The sequence below is a fragment of the Rickettsiales endosymbiont of Peranema trichophorum genome, from assembly GCF_004210275.1.
Classification (GTDB): Bacteria; Pseudomonadota; Alphaproteobacteria; order Rickettsiales; family Midichloriaceae; genus RICK02.
This window is the reverse complement of the sequence record NZ_SCFA01000026.1, coordinates 15,126-30,193: the sequence shown is the minus strand read 5'-3', so window position 1 is coordinate 30,193 and position 15,068 is coordinate 15,126. Positions and strand designations below refer to the sequence as shown.

Here is a 15,068-nt window from a genome sequence, read left to right as displayed (position 1 = left end):
TGGCCACCTGACATATAGTATGTTTTAGCAGATGAGTTGACGATCTGATCAATCGCCTGCATTGCAAAATTGAATGTCATGAACTCTACTACAGGCCTTAAACCTGCAAAGGCAGCACCTACAGCAAGACCAGCAAAACCATGCTCTGTGATCGGTGTATCTATCACTCTTTTGGGCCCAAACTTCTCTAGTAGACCTTGACTCACCTTATAGGCCCCACCATACTCCCCTACCTCTTCCCCTATAAGAAAGACTTTTTCATCCTTCTCCATTTCTTCGAGAAGAGCCTCTCTGATTGCACTCCTGACACTAACGGTTTGCATATACTTCTCGATATAATTGGTTAATGTGTGGTTGTTGACTAGTCTCAGAAAAAGTAGCCGCATCAGTCACAATCTCTTTGATCTGCTTCTCAATTGTACGCAACTCGTCACCACTACATAAATCGTGATCCAATAAATAAGACGCCATGTTAGCTATTGGATCCATTATCTCTTTATACTTCGTTACTTCCTCTTTGGAACGATATTGTCCAGGATCAGACATCGAGTGCCCTCTGTATCGGTACGTCTTCATCTCCAATAAAAGGGGACCACCACCATTTCTAATGCTTTGCACCGCCTCTTGCGTAGCTTTTTGAACAGCAAAGAAATCCATGCCGTCCACCCTTTTGCCAACGATACCAAACGGCTCGCCCCTCTTGTATAATTCAGTACTTGCTGATGCCCTCGCAACAGATGTTCCCATCGCATATTCGTTGTTTTCTATAATGTATAGGACAGGGAGGCTCCAAAGCTTTGCCATATTAAAGGCCTCATAAACTTGACCTTGATTCGCCGCTCCATCACCAAAGTAAACGACCGCTATGTTGTCTAAGTTTTGATACTTGTAAGCAAAAGCCAAGCCTGTACCTATAGGTACCTGAGCCCCCACTATACCATGCCCACCATAAAATCCATTTTCTAAGTCAAACATGTGCATCGAGCCACCCTTTCCCTTTGAACAGCCAGTTTCCTTCCCCAGTAACTCTGCCATCACAGTTCTTGGATCGCTACCTGCTGCGAGCATGATGCCATGATCCCTGTACCCCGTAATGATACCGTCTCCTTTCTTGAGAGTGGTTTGCACCCCAACCGCCACAGCTTCTTGTCCTATATACAAGTGGCAAAAACCACCTATTAAACCCATGCCGTACAACTGCCCAGCTTTTTCCTCAAATCTTCTGATAAGCAGCATATCAAAGTACGCCTTCTTTAGTAATGCGAAAGACATCCCCTGAATATCACACTCCTTTGGATTGTTTGTTATCTCCTTTGTTTTTCTCATACATCTCTACTGATTAACTTCACAAAGATAAGTGCCGTACACTAGCACAATTACTGCAACAAGCCCTACAACATCACAACACTTATTCACAAGTGATGCGCAACGCTTGATTCCAGGTGCTTTTGCAGCATTTTCCAGCGTTCGTAATTCTGACTGTTGTACCTAATCTGTCCATAGCTGCTAGTTGTTTATGAGTTGAATTGTACATATCTACAAACATAATATACTAAGGTTTGTTGTGCAATATACAATTCAGTCTTTTACAATTTCTTGTACGTTTATTTGATGAGCATTCTAAGCTCTTAGTATACCAATGCCTAGACTACTAAAAGCAGAAGATTGCCAAAATGCTTTGTTTTTATTCGTTTTCCTTTTATTCACCTTGTGACCGCTGGAATTTGTTGGAAAGATCACCAAAACCGACTTGCGTCGCTACCAAATATGGCTTATGTTAAGAACTAATGGTAGCAACAACGTATCAACATCTTAAAAAAGGTGCATCACAAGATCAAAGTAAATAAACCTATTGTCCTGATAGGTATGGTAGGAAGCGGCAAGAGCACTATAGGAAAAAAACTTGCGCAAAAGCTAAACAAGCAATTTTATGATAGCGATCATGTAATGGAAATGCGTGAGGGCTTATCCGTGCTTGATATTCATGATTACCGCGGAGAAAATTACTTTCGTGCAAAAGAAGAAGAAGTGATAAAAGAGATATTAGGCTACGGTGAGGTAGTACTTTCAACAGGCGGAAATAGCTTCATGAACGATAGCATTCGTCAGCTAATCAAGGACCATGGCGTCTCAGTATGGCTTTATAGCGACATAGACACAACCTACAATCGGGTCAGCAGAAGGAATACACGCCCAGGTTTGGATACAGGCGATAAGTTAAAGATCATAGAACAAATGGTCCTAGAATATTATCCCATTTACGAAGAGGCAGATATTAAAGTTGAAAATAGAAATTCAAATGTTCACTACATTGTTGATGACATCTTGTTAAAGCTAAAGCACATGGAAAGATCATAACATAAGGTGTATACTCAAATTGTAGTTCTGCCACAAGTTTGCTAAATCTGGCAATAAATGTAAAAAAGCGATAACATATGTTGCAGATCTGGAGATACCTAGGTGTTATGAGAAATATGCAACGGCTTTTCAACATATATGGGATTTTACTGACTAAAACGAGCCTGCCGCTAACCTTCTTATTATCAAATATACTGGGAAGTTCAGCTAATGCAGCTTGTTCCATACCAAATGCTTGTCAATGTAGCCTTTTCATCACACCCCTCACCGTGACTTATAACCCCCTTAACGCTTCACCAAGTACTACAATTGGTACAGCGACCGTAAAGTGTACCAACCTAAGCAATGCTAGTAATGATATTTCATATGAGCTGCTTTTTAGTGCTGGCGCACAAACAATTGATAGTACTGACAGACAGCAGAAAGGCACTAAAAGACGTCTTGGCCTACACTACAATATATATAAAGATGGCGCCTATGTTCAAATCCTTGGTAACGGTTTCGGAGGCACATATACTATTACCAATCGCTATACCTTAAGCGGCCGCTCAGGTCAAAACAGCGCTACTCATATGTTCCCAATATATATGAAAGTCCCAATACAACGGTTCGCTTCTGCTGATACATATTACGATGATATAACCGTGACATTGGATTATTAATACGGTATTGGTATCAGATAATGGGTCAAGCAAAGGTAAAAACTATAGTGCCAACAAGTACCAACAACATACCAAAGTTACTAGATCTGTACCCACTGTACAAAATAGACGGTTATATCGTACCATCTACAGATGAGTTTAACAATGAGTATGTACCAGTCCATCTAAAGAGGCTAGAGTGGCTTACTGGCTTTTCCGGGTCCAACGGCCTTGCAATCGTTTTAAAACACAAAACCGCACTTCTTACCGACGGTAGGTATCTGACCCAGGCACGCCTTGAAGTAGACAAAGATGTCGACGTTATAGATATTGCAGAACACTCCCCATTTCACTGGTTGGCTAAATACTCACTCGACGATGGTCTGACAGTGGGGTATAATCCAGGATTATATACACAGAACAGAGTCAAAAAGTATCAAAAAGTCCTAGAAGAGTGCGGTGTCAAGCTAGTTCCTATATACGACGACTTAATTGATATGGTGTGGTTAAATAAACCAAAGCTTAAGCAAAGCAAGGTGATAGATCTTGATATCACACTCACAGGCCGTGACAGAACAGAAAAGGTACAGCATCTACTTGAACGCATACCAAAACAAGCAGATTACTTGCTTTTAACAAGCCCAGATTCTATATGTTGGTTGCTTAACATAAGAGCCTCAGACGTCCCCTACACACCACTGCTACTTTCATATTTGTTGATAAGTAAACAAGGCCAATTAACCCTATACGTTTATCAACAACACAAACTTCTATCTTTGGCAGAAGTAAAGATAGATACAATAGACAGATGGTGGAAGTGCTACGCTGACCTATTGAAAGAAGGCAAAAGCATAGCAATGGACCGAGACACAGTACCAGCACTGTGCTATCACAACCCTTACACACACCAGATTATCGACTTGCCAGATCCTTGTATAATAGCAAAGTCTGTAAAAAACGATGTGGAGCTTGAAGGGTTCAGAACTTGCCACATTGAGGATGGCATCGCCTTCTGTAAGTTTCTCCACTTTCTGGAGCAATCTGTAGTCAGTGGGATCGACGAAATAGAAGCCTCAGAACACCTGTTGCGCTTCAGAAAAGAACGCAAATACTTTCAAGGATCTAGCTACCACGATATTTCCGCTTATGGTTCCAACGGCGCAATAGTCCACTACAATGCAAAACCAAATAGTAGGAAAATTATAGGTACTGATAACCTATATCTGCTAGATTCTGGTGCGCACTATTTGAATGGCACTACAGATGTGACTAGAACTCTATGCTTTGGTCAAGCAACCGAAGAACAGAAATATAGGTTTACTATGGTCCTAAAAGGCCATATACAACTAGCCCAAGCTAAGTTTCCAGTGGGAACAACGGGCTTACAACTGGATGTGTTGGCAAGATACCACCTGTGGCAATCCTACCTGGATTACAGACACGGCACTGGTCATGGAATAGGACACTTTCTGTGCGTCCACGAGGGACCACAAAGAATTACCAATAACATTCTAGCCAATGTGCCGTTACAACCAGGTATGGTAGTATCAAATGAACCTGGGTTTTATAAGGATGGTCAATATGGCATTCGAATTGAAAACGTGATGATCGTTCGATACTCTAATCAACCTGATGCTCCCTCGTCCATACGATTCCTAGAGTTTGAAGTGATTACAATGGTGCCAATCGCACTGAATCTCGTGTTGTTTGAGCTGCTAACTGCTCAGGAAAAGAAATGGCTCTATAGCTATCATCAAAGAGTGTACGATTTAATTGCACAACATCTAGATGGACCAGAGCGCCTTTGGCTGAAAAATCAAACACAAGGCGCTTCGTACCAATAGTATGGTGGTTTCAAGAACATACATGATTATAGTTTATGCGATTTCTACCTCAAACGCTCTTTTTTAGATTCCTTTTGATAATATTGATTCCAATATTGTTATTACAGCTTGTTGTCGCATTCATCTTTTACCAACGACACTGGGAAAACGTTACTCTACAAATGCAAAATGCATTGATTAGTGAAATTAGGTACATTTTCTCAGTTGCGTTAAGTGGCAAAGGAAACATGCAACCTCCCTTACCAGACATCGATTTTTTGCGCCTACACACCTTCACTCTACCAAATCAGGATTTGAACGTTTATCAGAAAACAGTCCCGCCAAGTTATAACGACGCATCACTACTTACTTTCGATCAAAGACTAAGGCAAGTAGTAGAGCTCCCTCTGTTCTTGAGTTACTCAAGAAACGGCGCAACTGTTATAGTTGCAGGTCAAATTAATCATGATGTAGTAGTGATAGAATTTTCCACAAAACGATTTCGAAGTCCCACTACATACATTTTCATTCTTTGGATGATAGGAACATCCATTTTGTTGGTGGCAGTGTCAATAACCTTTATGCGAAATCAGATCAAATCGATTTTAAAGCTGGCAGAAGCAGCTGATACCTTTGGTAAGGGACTAAACGTTGATTTTGAACCATCTGGGTCAAAGGAGATTAGAATGGCTGGTCGTGCTTTTATTAAGATGAAAAAAAGAATAGAGCACCAAATCCGTCATCGAACAGAACTCCTAGCTCACATATCGCACGATTTGAGGACACCATTAACCAGCCTCAAATTGCAACTTGCTTTGCTTGCAGATTCAACAAATCCACAAGCAATAGTGGAAGCAATTGATAAACATGTCATCGAAATGGAAAGGATGGTTAAAGGATACCTAAACTTTGCAAAAGGTGAAGGTAATGAAGAAGTTGTATCCGTAGATATTGTAACACTTTTGCATGATGCGCTACTTCAATACAAGGATGCGAGAATTGAACTGAAACAGCGAATCAACTCTTATACGATGTTTATAAGGCCACAGGCTATAAAACGTGCATGCTCTAACATCCTAAATAATGCGATACAGCATGCAAAAGATAAAATAGTCATTACAATAACAAAAAGATTATCAAGCATCTACATCATCATTGATGATGACGGAAAAGGCATAAAGAGAAGTATGTATCAAGCGGCATTTAGCGCCTTTCATAGACTAGATGAAAGTAAGGATGGGTATGGTTTAGGCCTCGCTATAGTCAAAAGTATAGTCCAGAGCCACGGAGGTCAGGTCAGGCTTGCAAAGAGCCCATATAATGGCCTGAGAGTGGTCGTGAGCTTGCCAGTATAAATCCACCCGTATAAATCCCACGTGTGCTACGGTATCAGTATCACAGAGCCGATGGTCTTTCCACTTTCAACAAGCTTATGGGCTTGCTCCGCTTCTGTGAGAGGAAATTCTTTAGCAATGTTGACCTTCAACGAACCTGCAATAATATTGTTAAAAACTTCCTCCGCGCTCATTATCAATTCCATTCTGTTGCCTTTATAATCAAAAAGATTTGGACAAGTCAAAAACAATGACCTTCTAGACAACAAATCTAAATCCACTTGCTCTATACCGCCTGACGTCTCACCATACAGTACCATTATTCCTATAGGCATTAGACAATCCAATGACCTCCCAAAGGTTGAGCGCCCAACTGAATCATACACAACATTAACCCCCTTACCTTCTGTTATTTTGATAACTTCTTGCTGCCAGTTCTCTGTGTTGTAGTTAAACACGTGATCACAATACTCTTGTGCCGTTGCTTTTTTAAAATCAGCCCCGACCGTTCCTATTACAAGTGCCCCAAGATTTTTACACCATTGTGCTAAAATCTGGCCAACTCCACTTGCTGCAGAATGTACGACTACAGAGACATTGTCAGTGACAATGAAAAGTCTGAATGCTAGGTAATGCGCCGTCAATCCTTTAAAGAGGCTTGCTGCTACAACCTTATCATCTATATCATCTGGTACAGCCACTATGTACTTGCTATGAACCGCTCTAGTTGTGCAGTACGCCCCTGCAGGAGCAGTTGCATATGCAACCCGTTGTCCTATGTCAAATTTCTGAACGTTGCGACCGATTTTCTGTATCACTCCGCATGCTTCAAAGCCACATATACCCTTGCTCACAGCAGGTAGAGCCAATTTGCCTTGTCTCATCAAAACATCTACAAAATTTACTCCTATTGCTGTGTGCCTTATAATAACCTCATCCGGTTCAGGCTCACCTATTTTCTCCTCATTTCGGACACTAAAGTAACCGGCGTTGGTTGGGTCAAAAGCAAGAGATATATCCATCGACACATCACAGTTTAAATTTACCTACTATAATGTCATATTGATATAGTTTTTCATTTTTGCCAATACTAGAAATAGTGGGTTTGTCGTTGCTGCTCAGTATGACGTTCAACAGTGAGCGTACCGCCTCTACATTCACCGCGTCTATTTCTTTTAGTAATTCCTCAGTTGGTATGTTTCTACCGTATTTTGCAAGATTGGATGCAAGTTTCTCTGCCCTTGACAATGAAGACTCACGCGCCATTAACAAGCTTGCCTTAAGTTGAGCTTTTGCTCTTACGAGTTCTTCTTCAGTAATTTTGTACGACATATTTTGAAGCTCAGCCGACACCACATCTATTAATTCGTTGATGTGATGTGGATGTGTATTTGAGTATACCCCAAATATACCGGTATCGGAATAATGCGTACTAAAAGCATAAATTGTATAGGCCAGACCTCTTTTTTCACGCACCTCTTGAAACAACCTAGAAGACATTCCACCCCCCGCGATGATCGCTAAGATCTGCTGAGTGTAGTAGGATCGATCAATGCTATCGTTGTCGTAATAGGAAAGCCCTTTAAAGCCACATATAATGTGTATTTGCTCCAAGTCTTTATGGACTCTTGTTTCTCCACCTATGTAATTGCTTTTCATCGGCTCTTTCTTGTAACCCACAGATAAGGAGGAAAATTTATCAGACATTAAAGCTTTATACTCTTCTGCCTTGATGTTCCCTGCAGCAGCAATAATAATGTTGCTGGCCTTATACTGTTCATCTATATAATTCAAGATGGTATCCCGACTCATGTTTGTAATTATATCCGGCGTCCCCAAAATCGATCTGCCAAGAGGCTGATCCGGAAATGCTGCCGATTGGAAATGGTCAAATACTATATCATCTGGAGTGTCCTCTGTTTGGGCAATTTCCTGCAGTACCACCCTCTTCTCTTTTTCCAGTTCTTCCTCTGCAAGCACTGAATTTTGTATGATATCAGCAAGAATATCAGTTGCTGTTTGAATATCGTCTTTTAATACTTTCGTGTAATATACCGTTTTTTCTCTGCTTGTATATGCGTTGAAATGTCCACCTATCATGTCAAATTCTTCTGCAATTTGTTGAGCAGAACGTGTCTTGGTCCCTTTGAACGCCATGTGCTCTAACAAGTGAGAGATGCCACATATAGACTCATCTTCAAACCTGCTACCAGTCTTGACTAAAACGCTAATAGAAGCACTTTCTATTTCAGTCATTGAATCATGGGCAATCGTTATTTGATTTGGTAGAGATATAAAATTGAGGTTTGGCATTGTTTTTTACATTTGTTGTTGCTTGTTCGATACTATAAAGACTGACAAAAAATTCAACACTTTATAAGTGTGACACATTAATTTCATAACATCCAATTATGTGAAGCTATACAGTCGTATAGTAAAGAAAAGCTAGTAATGTAGCCGAGTCAAGGGTAAAATGAGTGCAAGATCATTAAAAACAAAACGTCCCATGAAACTACCGGTAGGAGTCAGCGATTTTAGAAAGATAGCAACAGGTAACTATGTCTTTACGGACAAGACGCTGTTGATCAAGGAAGTAATGGAGGATGGTGCTGATATTATACTAGTCACAAGACCTAGAAGATTTGGTAAAACATTGAACTTGTCGATGCTGTACTACTTTTTAGATCTTAGTCAGCCAAAAGATGAGAATTTGTTTGAGAAGCTAAATATAGGGCAGGACAGAGCTTTTTGTGAGGAGCATCAAAACAAATATCCAGTGATATTTATATCGTTCAAGGATGTGAAGAAATCACAGTACGAGGATGCATATGCGAATATAGTGTCGTTGATCAGTAGGTTGTATGGGCAGCATAGATACCTGCTAGAATCTGGTTGTTTGAGTGATAACGAGAAGAGAGTGTTTAACCGTTTGTTGTACAAGACAAGCAAACGTTCAGAGATCGAGGAATCACTCCAGTGTCTATGCCTCTACATACAGAGGTATTGTGGCAAGAACCCAATTATATTGATAGACGAGTACGATACACCGATACAAGAGGGGTATTTGGAAGATTACTATAATGAAATTACAGAGTTAATGCGTGGTATACTAGGCCAGGCATTAAAAGATAATAGCTATCTGACAAAGGCAGTGGTCACAGGAATCACGCGTATCTCTCAGGAGAGTTTGTTTTCTGGGTTAAACAACATCTCCGTATATTCCATGCTAAGAGAAAGGCTTGGGCAATACTTTGGATTCACGGAAGATGAAGTTGTAAAGCTATTGCAGAAGACAAAACGTTCTGTGACGATCAGCGAGATAAAAGAGTGGTACAACGGCTATCAAATAGGCAAACACGTATTGTACAATCCCTGGTCTATAATTAACTGCTTGGACAACGAAGGCATATTAAAGGAATACTGGGTTAACACATCAGGCAACGGATTGATAGGAGATTTATTGGAGAGTGCAGGAGCAGAAGTCAAAAAAGAGTTTGAGGAACTACTCCAGGGTAAGGTAATCACGCAAGTGCTGTCTGAGAATTTGGTGTTTCCAGAGATAGAGGAGAAGCCAGAAGCCTTGTGGAGCCTGTTATTGTACGCGGGATATTTGAAGGTATTGGGCCGTAGACTTGAAGAGGAAACGATAGTGGAGCTATGTATACCAAACAAGGAAGTAAGCTTTGTATATAGCAGAGCCATCAAGGGATGGTTCAGCAAAGCAACAAGAGTTGGGTCATACGACAGCTTTGTGAGAAGCCTGATGGATGGCGATATGCAAAGATTTGAGTTGTACATCGCAAGCTATATCATGCAAAGCGGTAGTTACTTTGACTTTAATAAGAACACGCCGGAACAAGTATTTCATGTATTTATATTGGGACTAGTAGTGGGATTAAGAGGAGAATACTACATACGGTCCAATCAAGAATCGGGGCTTGGAAGATTTGACGTGGTGATGTTGCCAAAGCGGAGTGAGAGAGGTGGGATATTGCTGGAGTTTAAGGCAACAGATGACCCAAAGAAGCTGAGGGCAAAAGCGAAAGAAGGACTAAAGCAAGTGAAGGACAAGCAGTATCTGGAGCTTTTTAAGCAAAACGGGGTGAATGAGGTACTTGCAATAGGTCTTGCGTTTTGTGGAAAACAACTGTGTTTGGTGAGTGAAAAGTTGCAATTGACGTGTGGATGATAACCGAGAACTTAAAATCAATACGGTGGGGACGCTCTAGTGACCCTGATGCACCTGTATCATCTTTTTGTTATCGTTCGAGAAGATGACGTTGTATCCTTCATCAACCGCTATGTTAAAGACCAGCAGCATTATATCCTGCCTAATTTTTTGAAAAACCTTGTACTCAGTAGTCTTGATGTATAGATCAACTGTCAACTCCACCGCCTTCGGTACAAAATCAGTCAACAAAATCGTTATCGGCTGCTCTAGATCAATACCATGATGCTTGGCTAAAGATACCTCCAACTTTCCTATTAAAACCCCAATATGTTCAATACTCGCCTTTTCAGAAAGTTGTAGACCAACTTTATCAAGCATATGCCTATTGCTACTTCTTGATTTGTTCACTATCCAGACTTTTGAAAAATTCGCATTGGGAATAAAAATTGGTATGTGATCTTTATCCAAAATCTTTGTGATCCTCCACCCTATATCCTCAACACGACCCTCTATACCCATCTCCTTAATTACAATCTCCTCTCCTATCAAAAAAGGACGATCCAAATAAATCAGTAATGTGCCAAAAAAATTTGCTAACAAATTTTGTGAAGCAAAAGCAACTGCAGCACCTCCCATTCCACCAAATGCTATAACACCACTAGTACCGATTCCAAATCGTTCTAGTAAAAACATAGCAAAGACGGTCACAACGCATATTTTGAGGATCTTAGCAACGATATCAATCGTAATAGTGTCAATTTTTGCTAATTTGCCTTTTTTGATGTCGTTAATCCACTGGTTTTCTAAAGCTTTAATAGTCTGCATAATAGAAAATGCAACAAGCACCACAAATACTATGTACAACACAAAAGTCACGTTCTTGGCAACTATGTATGTGTATAACATTTGTTGCTGCAGTATTAAGTTCGTTGCCAGCAAAACCACTATATTCTGCATCGAGATCGCGAGACCCACCATCCACAACATGAACTTGATGGACTTTTTTACGTGTGGAGAAGCAAGAAACGCACATGCGGTAGATTTACTCTTCAATGCTTCTACAACCCTGTCAATCACAACAGTGCATAGGTAGACAGTTGCTAAAACACAGCACACGTCAAAAATAACAGCCAACGTGACTGTAACTAAAGGACCATACACTTGAGACATAAATCAACCTAATCACCAGTTTTTATAAAACAGTTTGATAACAGTGTCCGTATCACTGACTTATGGTCTGCCCGAGCAATTTAACCTCCGCTAGTCTGACTTTTCTGCCATCGCTTTCAACTATTTCAAGTTCCAACCCCGCAGGGTGAGTGAATTTCTCCCCTTTGTTCGGAATTCTACCAAGGTAAGAAGCAATGAACCCACCAAAAGTCTCGTAATCATCTTCCTCAGAGGTAAATGAGATACCAAACCTTTCTTCTATGTCCGTAATCCTTGCCCTTCCATCTATCATAAATACGTTACCACGACTACTGACCAATTCTAACGTATCTACAACATCGTGTTCATCCTCTATATCCCCTATAATTTCTTCGATAATGTCTTCTATAGTTAGTAGACCGTCAGTACCTCCATACTCATCCACAATGATAGCTATGTGAATTCTGGAGTGGCGCATCTTAGCAAGTAAATCCATGATCTTCATAGATCTCGGTATATACAAGAGCTCTCTCATGATTTTTGCTAAATCAAACGTTTCTTTCTTGCGAATGATATATGGAAAAAAATCCTTCATGTGAATAAAACCGACAATATCATCAAGAGTGCTTTGATATACAGGAAGTCTGGTATTGCCCGATACTATAAACTTCTCCTGTAAATCATCAAAAGAACTGTCTTGGGGTATAGCAATAATGTCGGTTCTCGGGACCATGACCTCAGAAGCCTTAAGATCTCTAAAATCGATGAAGTTTTTTAACATCACCTTCTCCTCACTTAATATACTATCAGTAAGGTCATGTTCCTTGATTAGTTCATTAACAGACTCCTCAAGACTAATGGGCTTTTGCCGCATTCTGTTCACCAAACCAAGAATCAGCCCATATACCTTTTTCAGTATACTCTTGCTGTTAACGTCACTATTATTGATACTCACAACACCTCTTTACGTTCCATAACATAGGGGTTTGCAATGCCCATACCCCCTAGCAGATTTACCTCCAGCTCCTGCATCACTGCCTCATCCTCTGCTAAATTATGATCATACCCAAGTAAATGTAGTATACCGTGTACAGTAAGGTGAGCAAGATGATCTTGAAACCTCTTTTCTTGAATTATAGATTCTTCAAGTACAGTTGTATAGCTTAAGGCTATATCACCTAGATAAACATCTATTTCATCTTTCAAAATCGTCCTGTAGTTTCCTTTGGTACAGTCATAATTCGGAAAGGATAAAACGTTCGTAGGTTTGTCCTCACCCCTATACTTCATATTTAATGCGTGCATCTTCGATAGATCCGAAAGTAACACTACCAACTCCAATCGTTGTCCACAATGCATAGGTAAACCTACATACCCTAGAGTATCACAAATAACTCTTGTGATAAACGCTCTCGTGTTAAGAGGCTTAAATGAAGGGTTGGCTAAGCTTTGTTGAGTCCACAACGGTGAGTCAAATACCACATCCACCGTTATTCCATCTTTCGGAAGATCAATCAGCTCTTTCATAGATACCCACGCACTATTAAAGCTTAACCTTCATCTTTGTGTAACTACGCATCTTATCTTCCCCTGCACATTGTTACAGTATGAACTTATTTAAATCGTTTGTGAGAGTCAAGGAAGCGATGTGAGAAGCCACATATTTCCTGTTAACCACCACTTTAATCGGTGCAATATCCGGCGCAGTAAAGTTAATGCTTTCCAGCATTTTCTCTATAATGGTACGCAACCTCCTCGCTCCAATGTCTTCTACATCTTTGTTCATATTCGTTGCTATCTTTGCAATCTCCTTAAGACCATCCTCCGTAAACTTCAATTCCACATTCTCTACAGCCAGTAATGCAACGTACTGCTTTGGAAGACTGTATTGTGGCTCCTTTAAAATCCTGAGCATATCATCTTCAGAAAGCGGACTAAGCTCCACCCTGACAGGTAATCTACCCTGCAATTCAGGCAGCAGATCGGAAGGTTTGGCAGTGTGAAATGCTCCAGAAGCAATAAAGAGTATATGAGTCGTTTTGATCGTGCCGTGTTTTGTTGAAACAGAACCACCTTCCAGCAGAGGTAACAAGTCCCTTTGCACACCATCACGACTGATGTCAGCTCTAGTCCCTTGAACGCCTCTGGAACATATCTTGTCTATTTCATCTATAAAAACGATACCGTCATTTTCCGCTAACTCTATAGCCTCTTTTATTACCGCAGACTCATCAACCAGTTTCTCACTCTCTTCCTTCAATAGTATCTTATAGGCTTCTTTTACCTTCAGCGTCACCGTTTTCATCTTAGGACCACCAAGCGCCTTGCTCAGTAAGTCGTTCAAGTTAAATATCCCCATTTGAGGACCACCTTGAATGTCGATAGTAGGAAAGGTCCCACTTGCAGTGTCATGTATCCTCACTTCTACTTCCTTTGTGTCAAGTAGCCCCTCTTTAAATTGCTCAAAAAATCGCTGCTTAGTCTCAGGAGCAGCCCCCTCACCAGCTATTGCGTTAACCAGCCTTATGGTAGCCGCTTCAGCAGCCTTCTGCTGTATCTCCTTCAGCCTCTTTTCTTTAACAAGCGCTATCGCAGTGTCTACAAGATCTCTAATGATCGAGTCCACATCTCTTCCTACGTATCCTACTTCGGTAAATTTTGTAGCCTCTACTTTCACAAATGGAGCATTCGCAAGACCCGCCAGCCTCCTAGCTATCTCAGTCTTGCCAACTCCAGTCGGTCCAATCATCAGTATATTATGAGGTACAATTTCATTGCGAATGTCTTCAGGAACGTACTTTCTACGCCATCTGTTCCTCAGGGCAGTAGCAACAGCACACTTGGCTTGATTCTGACCAACTATAAATCTGTCTAAGCTTTCTACGATCTGTTTAGGAGTAAGTGATTGCATCGTTGCTCATTTTTATTTCATTAATAGCTCTCCTCAGGACTGCAATCGCACCAAAAAATGCAATGCTGATAATCAGTATAGCAGCGATTATATCAGGGACGACAGAGTGCGTTATCATTATACAGAACGAGGCAATAATGATCAATAAATTACTAATCAGATCTGTCACCGTACAAACCCAGACAGACACCAGATTACTGTCCCCATTACGACACTTATACAGATAGTACACACAAACAATATGTGCTACGATAGCGCAAGACCCGGTAACAGACATAATCTCGTGGTTTGGCAATACTGTCGTATCATATCTAAACAGTATGTATGTAAAAATCGGTACAACACCAAAAAGCATACATATGGTTTTGAAAACAGCCGCCCAAGCTCTAATCCTGGTACTCTTGTTAAGAACATAGATGCTTAAACCATAGTTTGCTGCATCCGCTATGAAATCCATAGAGTCAGCAATCACCGCACTAGAGCCCGCAATTACTCCAGCTCCAGCTATAAAGAAAAACATCACAACGTGTATACATAGTACAAGGAACAAAGAGTACTTGTAATCCGTTTGTTTATCCAATGATTGTACTGCGCTTAAATGCATGTTGTGCTTACTAATTACCTCATAACAGAGATGGCTGAGCTCTGCCGACGTTCCAGTGAAAGAGACCAGATAATGCC

13 protein-coding genes and 2 pseudogenes are annotated in these 15,068 nt (G+C 40.7%); 6 read left to right on the top strand and 9 right to left on the bottom strand.

From position 1 onward, the window contains the following. Both EDM53_RS01195 and pdhA read right to left on the bottom strand, forming a co-directional pair. Positions 1-323: pseudogene (locus tag EDM53_RS01195) on the bottom strand (alpha-ketoacid dehydrogenase subunit beta); the annotation flags it as partial. Then, a complete protein-coding gene (gene pdhA / locus EDM53_RS01190; protein WP_130121622.1) occupies positions 310-1,272 on the bottom strand; it encodes a pyruvate dehydrogenase (acetyl-transferring) E1 component subunit alpha in 963 nt (320 codons plus the stop codon). The gene pdhA and the pseudogene EDM53_RS01195, both read right to left, overlap by 14 nt. A 549-nt stretch (positions 1,273-1,821) precedes the next feature. On the opposite strand from pdhA, the gene EDM53_RS01185 reads away from it, so the two are divergent. The 4 genes from EDM53_RS01185 (at position 1,822) to EDM53_RS01170 (ending at position 6,177) form a co-directional block, all read left to right on the top strand. Continuing rightward, complete coding sequence (locus EDM53_RS01185) at positions 1,822-2,358, top strand: shikimate kinase (protein ID WP_130121618.1); 537 nt, start codon at positions 1,822-1,824, stop codon at positions 2,356-2,358. A 77-nt stretch (positions 2,359-2,435) separates the two neighbouring features. After that, entirely contained in the window at positions 2,436-3,020 is a 585-nt protein-coding gene (locus EDM53_RS01180; RefSeq protein ID WP_130121616.1) for a spore coat protein U domain-containing protein, read from the top strand. Positions 3,021-3,040: 20 nt separating this feature from the next. Beyond that, the gene (locus tag EDM53_RS01175; protein ID WP_130121614.1) at positions 3,041-4,843 is read left to right on the top strand and encodes an aminopeptidase P family protein; all 1,803 of its coding nucleotides are present in this window, start codon (positions 3,041-3,043) and stop codon (positions 4,841-4,843) included. A 227-nt stretch (positions 4,844-5,070) separates the two neighbouring features. After that, positions 5,071-6,177, top strand: a complete 1,107-nt coding sequence (locus EDM53_RS01170) for a sensor histidine kinase (protein ID WP_165379531.1) — start codon at positions 5,071-5,073, stop codon at positions 6,175-6,177. Positions 6,178-6,203: 26 nt separating this feature from the next. Here the strand turns inward: EDM53_RS01170 and EDM53_RS01165 are convergent, their stop codons facing one another. Then, on the bottom strand, positions 6,204-7,178 hold the full coding sequence (locus EDM53_RS01165; RefSeq protein WP_242507810.1) for a quinone oxidoreductase family protein: 975 nt from the start codon (positions 7,176-7,178) through the stop codon (positions 6,204-6,206). A 7-nt stretch (positions 7,179-7,185) separates the two neighbouring features. After that, the gene (locus EDM53_RS01160; RefSeq protein WP_130121607.1) at positions 7,186-8,469 is read right to left on the bottom strand and encodes a M16 family metallopeptidase; all 1,284 of its coding nucleotides are present in this window, start codon (positions 8,467-8,469) and stop codon (positions 7,186-7,188) included. Between the two features lie 160 nt (positions 8,470-8,629). On the opposite strand from EDM53_RS01160, the pseudogene EDM53_RS06545 reads away from it, so the two are divergent. Then, positions 8,630-9,337, top strand: a pseudogene (locus tag EDM53_RS06545) (AAA family ATPase); the annotation flags it as partial. A gap of 582 nt (positions 9,338-9,919) precedes the next feature. Next, positions 9,920-10,345 carry a PD-(D/E)XK nuclease domain-containing protein gene (locus EDM53_RS06540; RefSeq protein WP_410528548.1) on the top strand — a complete coding sequence of 142 codons (426 nt, stop codon included), beginning with the start codon at positions 9,920-9,922 and terminating at the stop codon, positions 10,343-10,345. Positions 10,346-10,381: 36 nt separating this feature from the next. Here EDM53_RS06540 and EDM53_RS01150 read toward each other — a convergent pair whose 3' ends face one another. The 5 genes from EDM53_RS01150 to EDM53_RS01130 form a co-directional block, all read right to left on the bottom strand. Further along, positions 10,382-11,497: a mechanosensitive ion channel family protein gene (locus EDM53_RS01150; RefSeq protein ID WP_130121603.1), complete on the bottom strand. Its 1,116-nt coding sequence runs from the start codon at positions 11,495-11,497 to the stop codon at positions 10,382-10,384. Between the two features lie 52 nt (positions 11,498-11,549). After that, entirely contained in the window at positions 11,550-12,431 is an 882-nt protein-coding gene (locus tag EDM53_RS01145; protein ID WP_130121601.1) for a hemolysin family protein, read from the bottom strand. After that, positions 12,428-13,003: an rRNA maturation RNase YbeY gene (ybeY, locus tag EDM53_RS01140; RefSeq protein ID WP_130121599.1), complete on the bottom strand. Its 576-nt coding sequence runs from the start codon at positions 13,001-13,003 to the stop codon at positions 12,428-12,430. The genes EDM53_RS01145 and ybeY overlap by 4 nt, the downstream gene beginning before the upstream one ends. Before the next feature lie 73 nt (positions 13,004-13,076). Next, the gene (hslU, locus tag EDM53_RS01135) at positions 13,077-14,387 is read right to left on the bottom strand and encodes an ATP-dependent protease ATPase subunit HslU (RefSeq protein ID WP_130121597.1); all 1,311 of its coding nucleotides are present in this window, start codon (positions 14,385-14,387) and stop codon (positions 13,077-13,079) included. Next, the gene (locus EDM53_RS01130; RefSeq protein WP_165379529.1) at positions 14,368-14,991 is read right to left on the bottom strand and encodes a cation diffusion facilitator family transporter; all 624 of its coding nucleotides are present in this window, start codon (positions 14,989-14,991) and stop codon (positions 14,368-14,370) included. Before EDM53_RS01130 ends, hslU begins: the two co-directional genes overlap by 20 nt. Positions 14,992-15,068 lie beyond the last annotated feature (77 nt).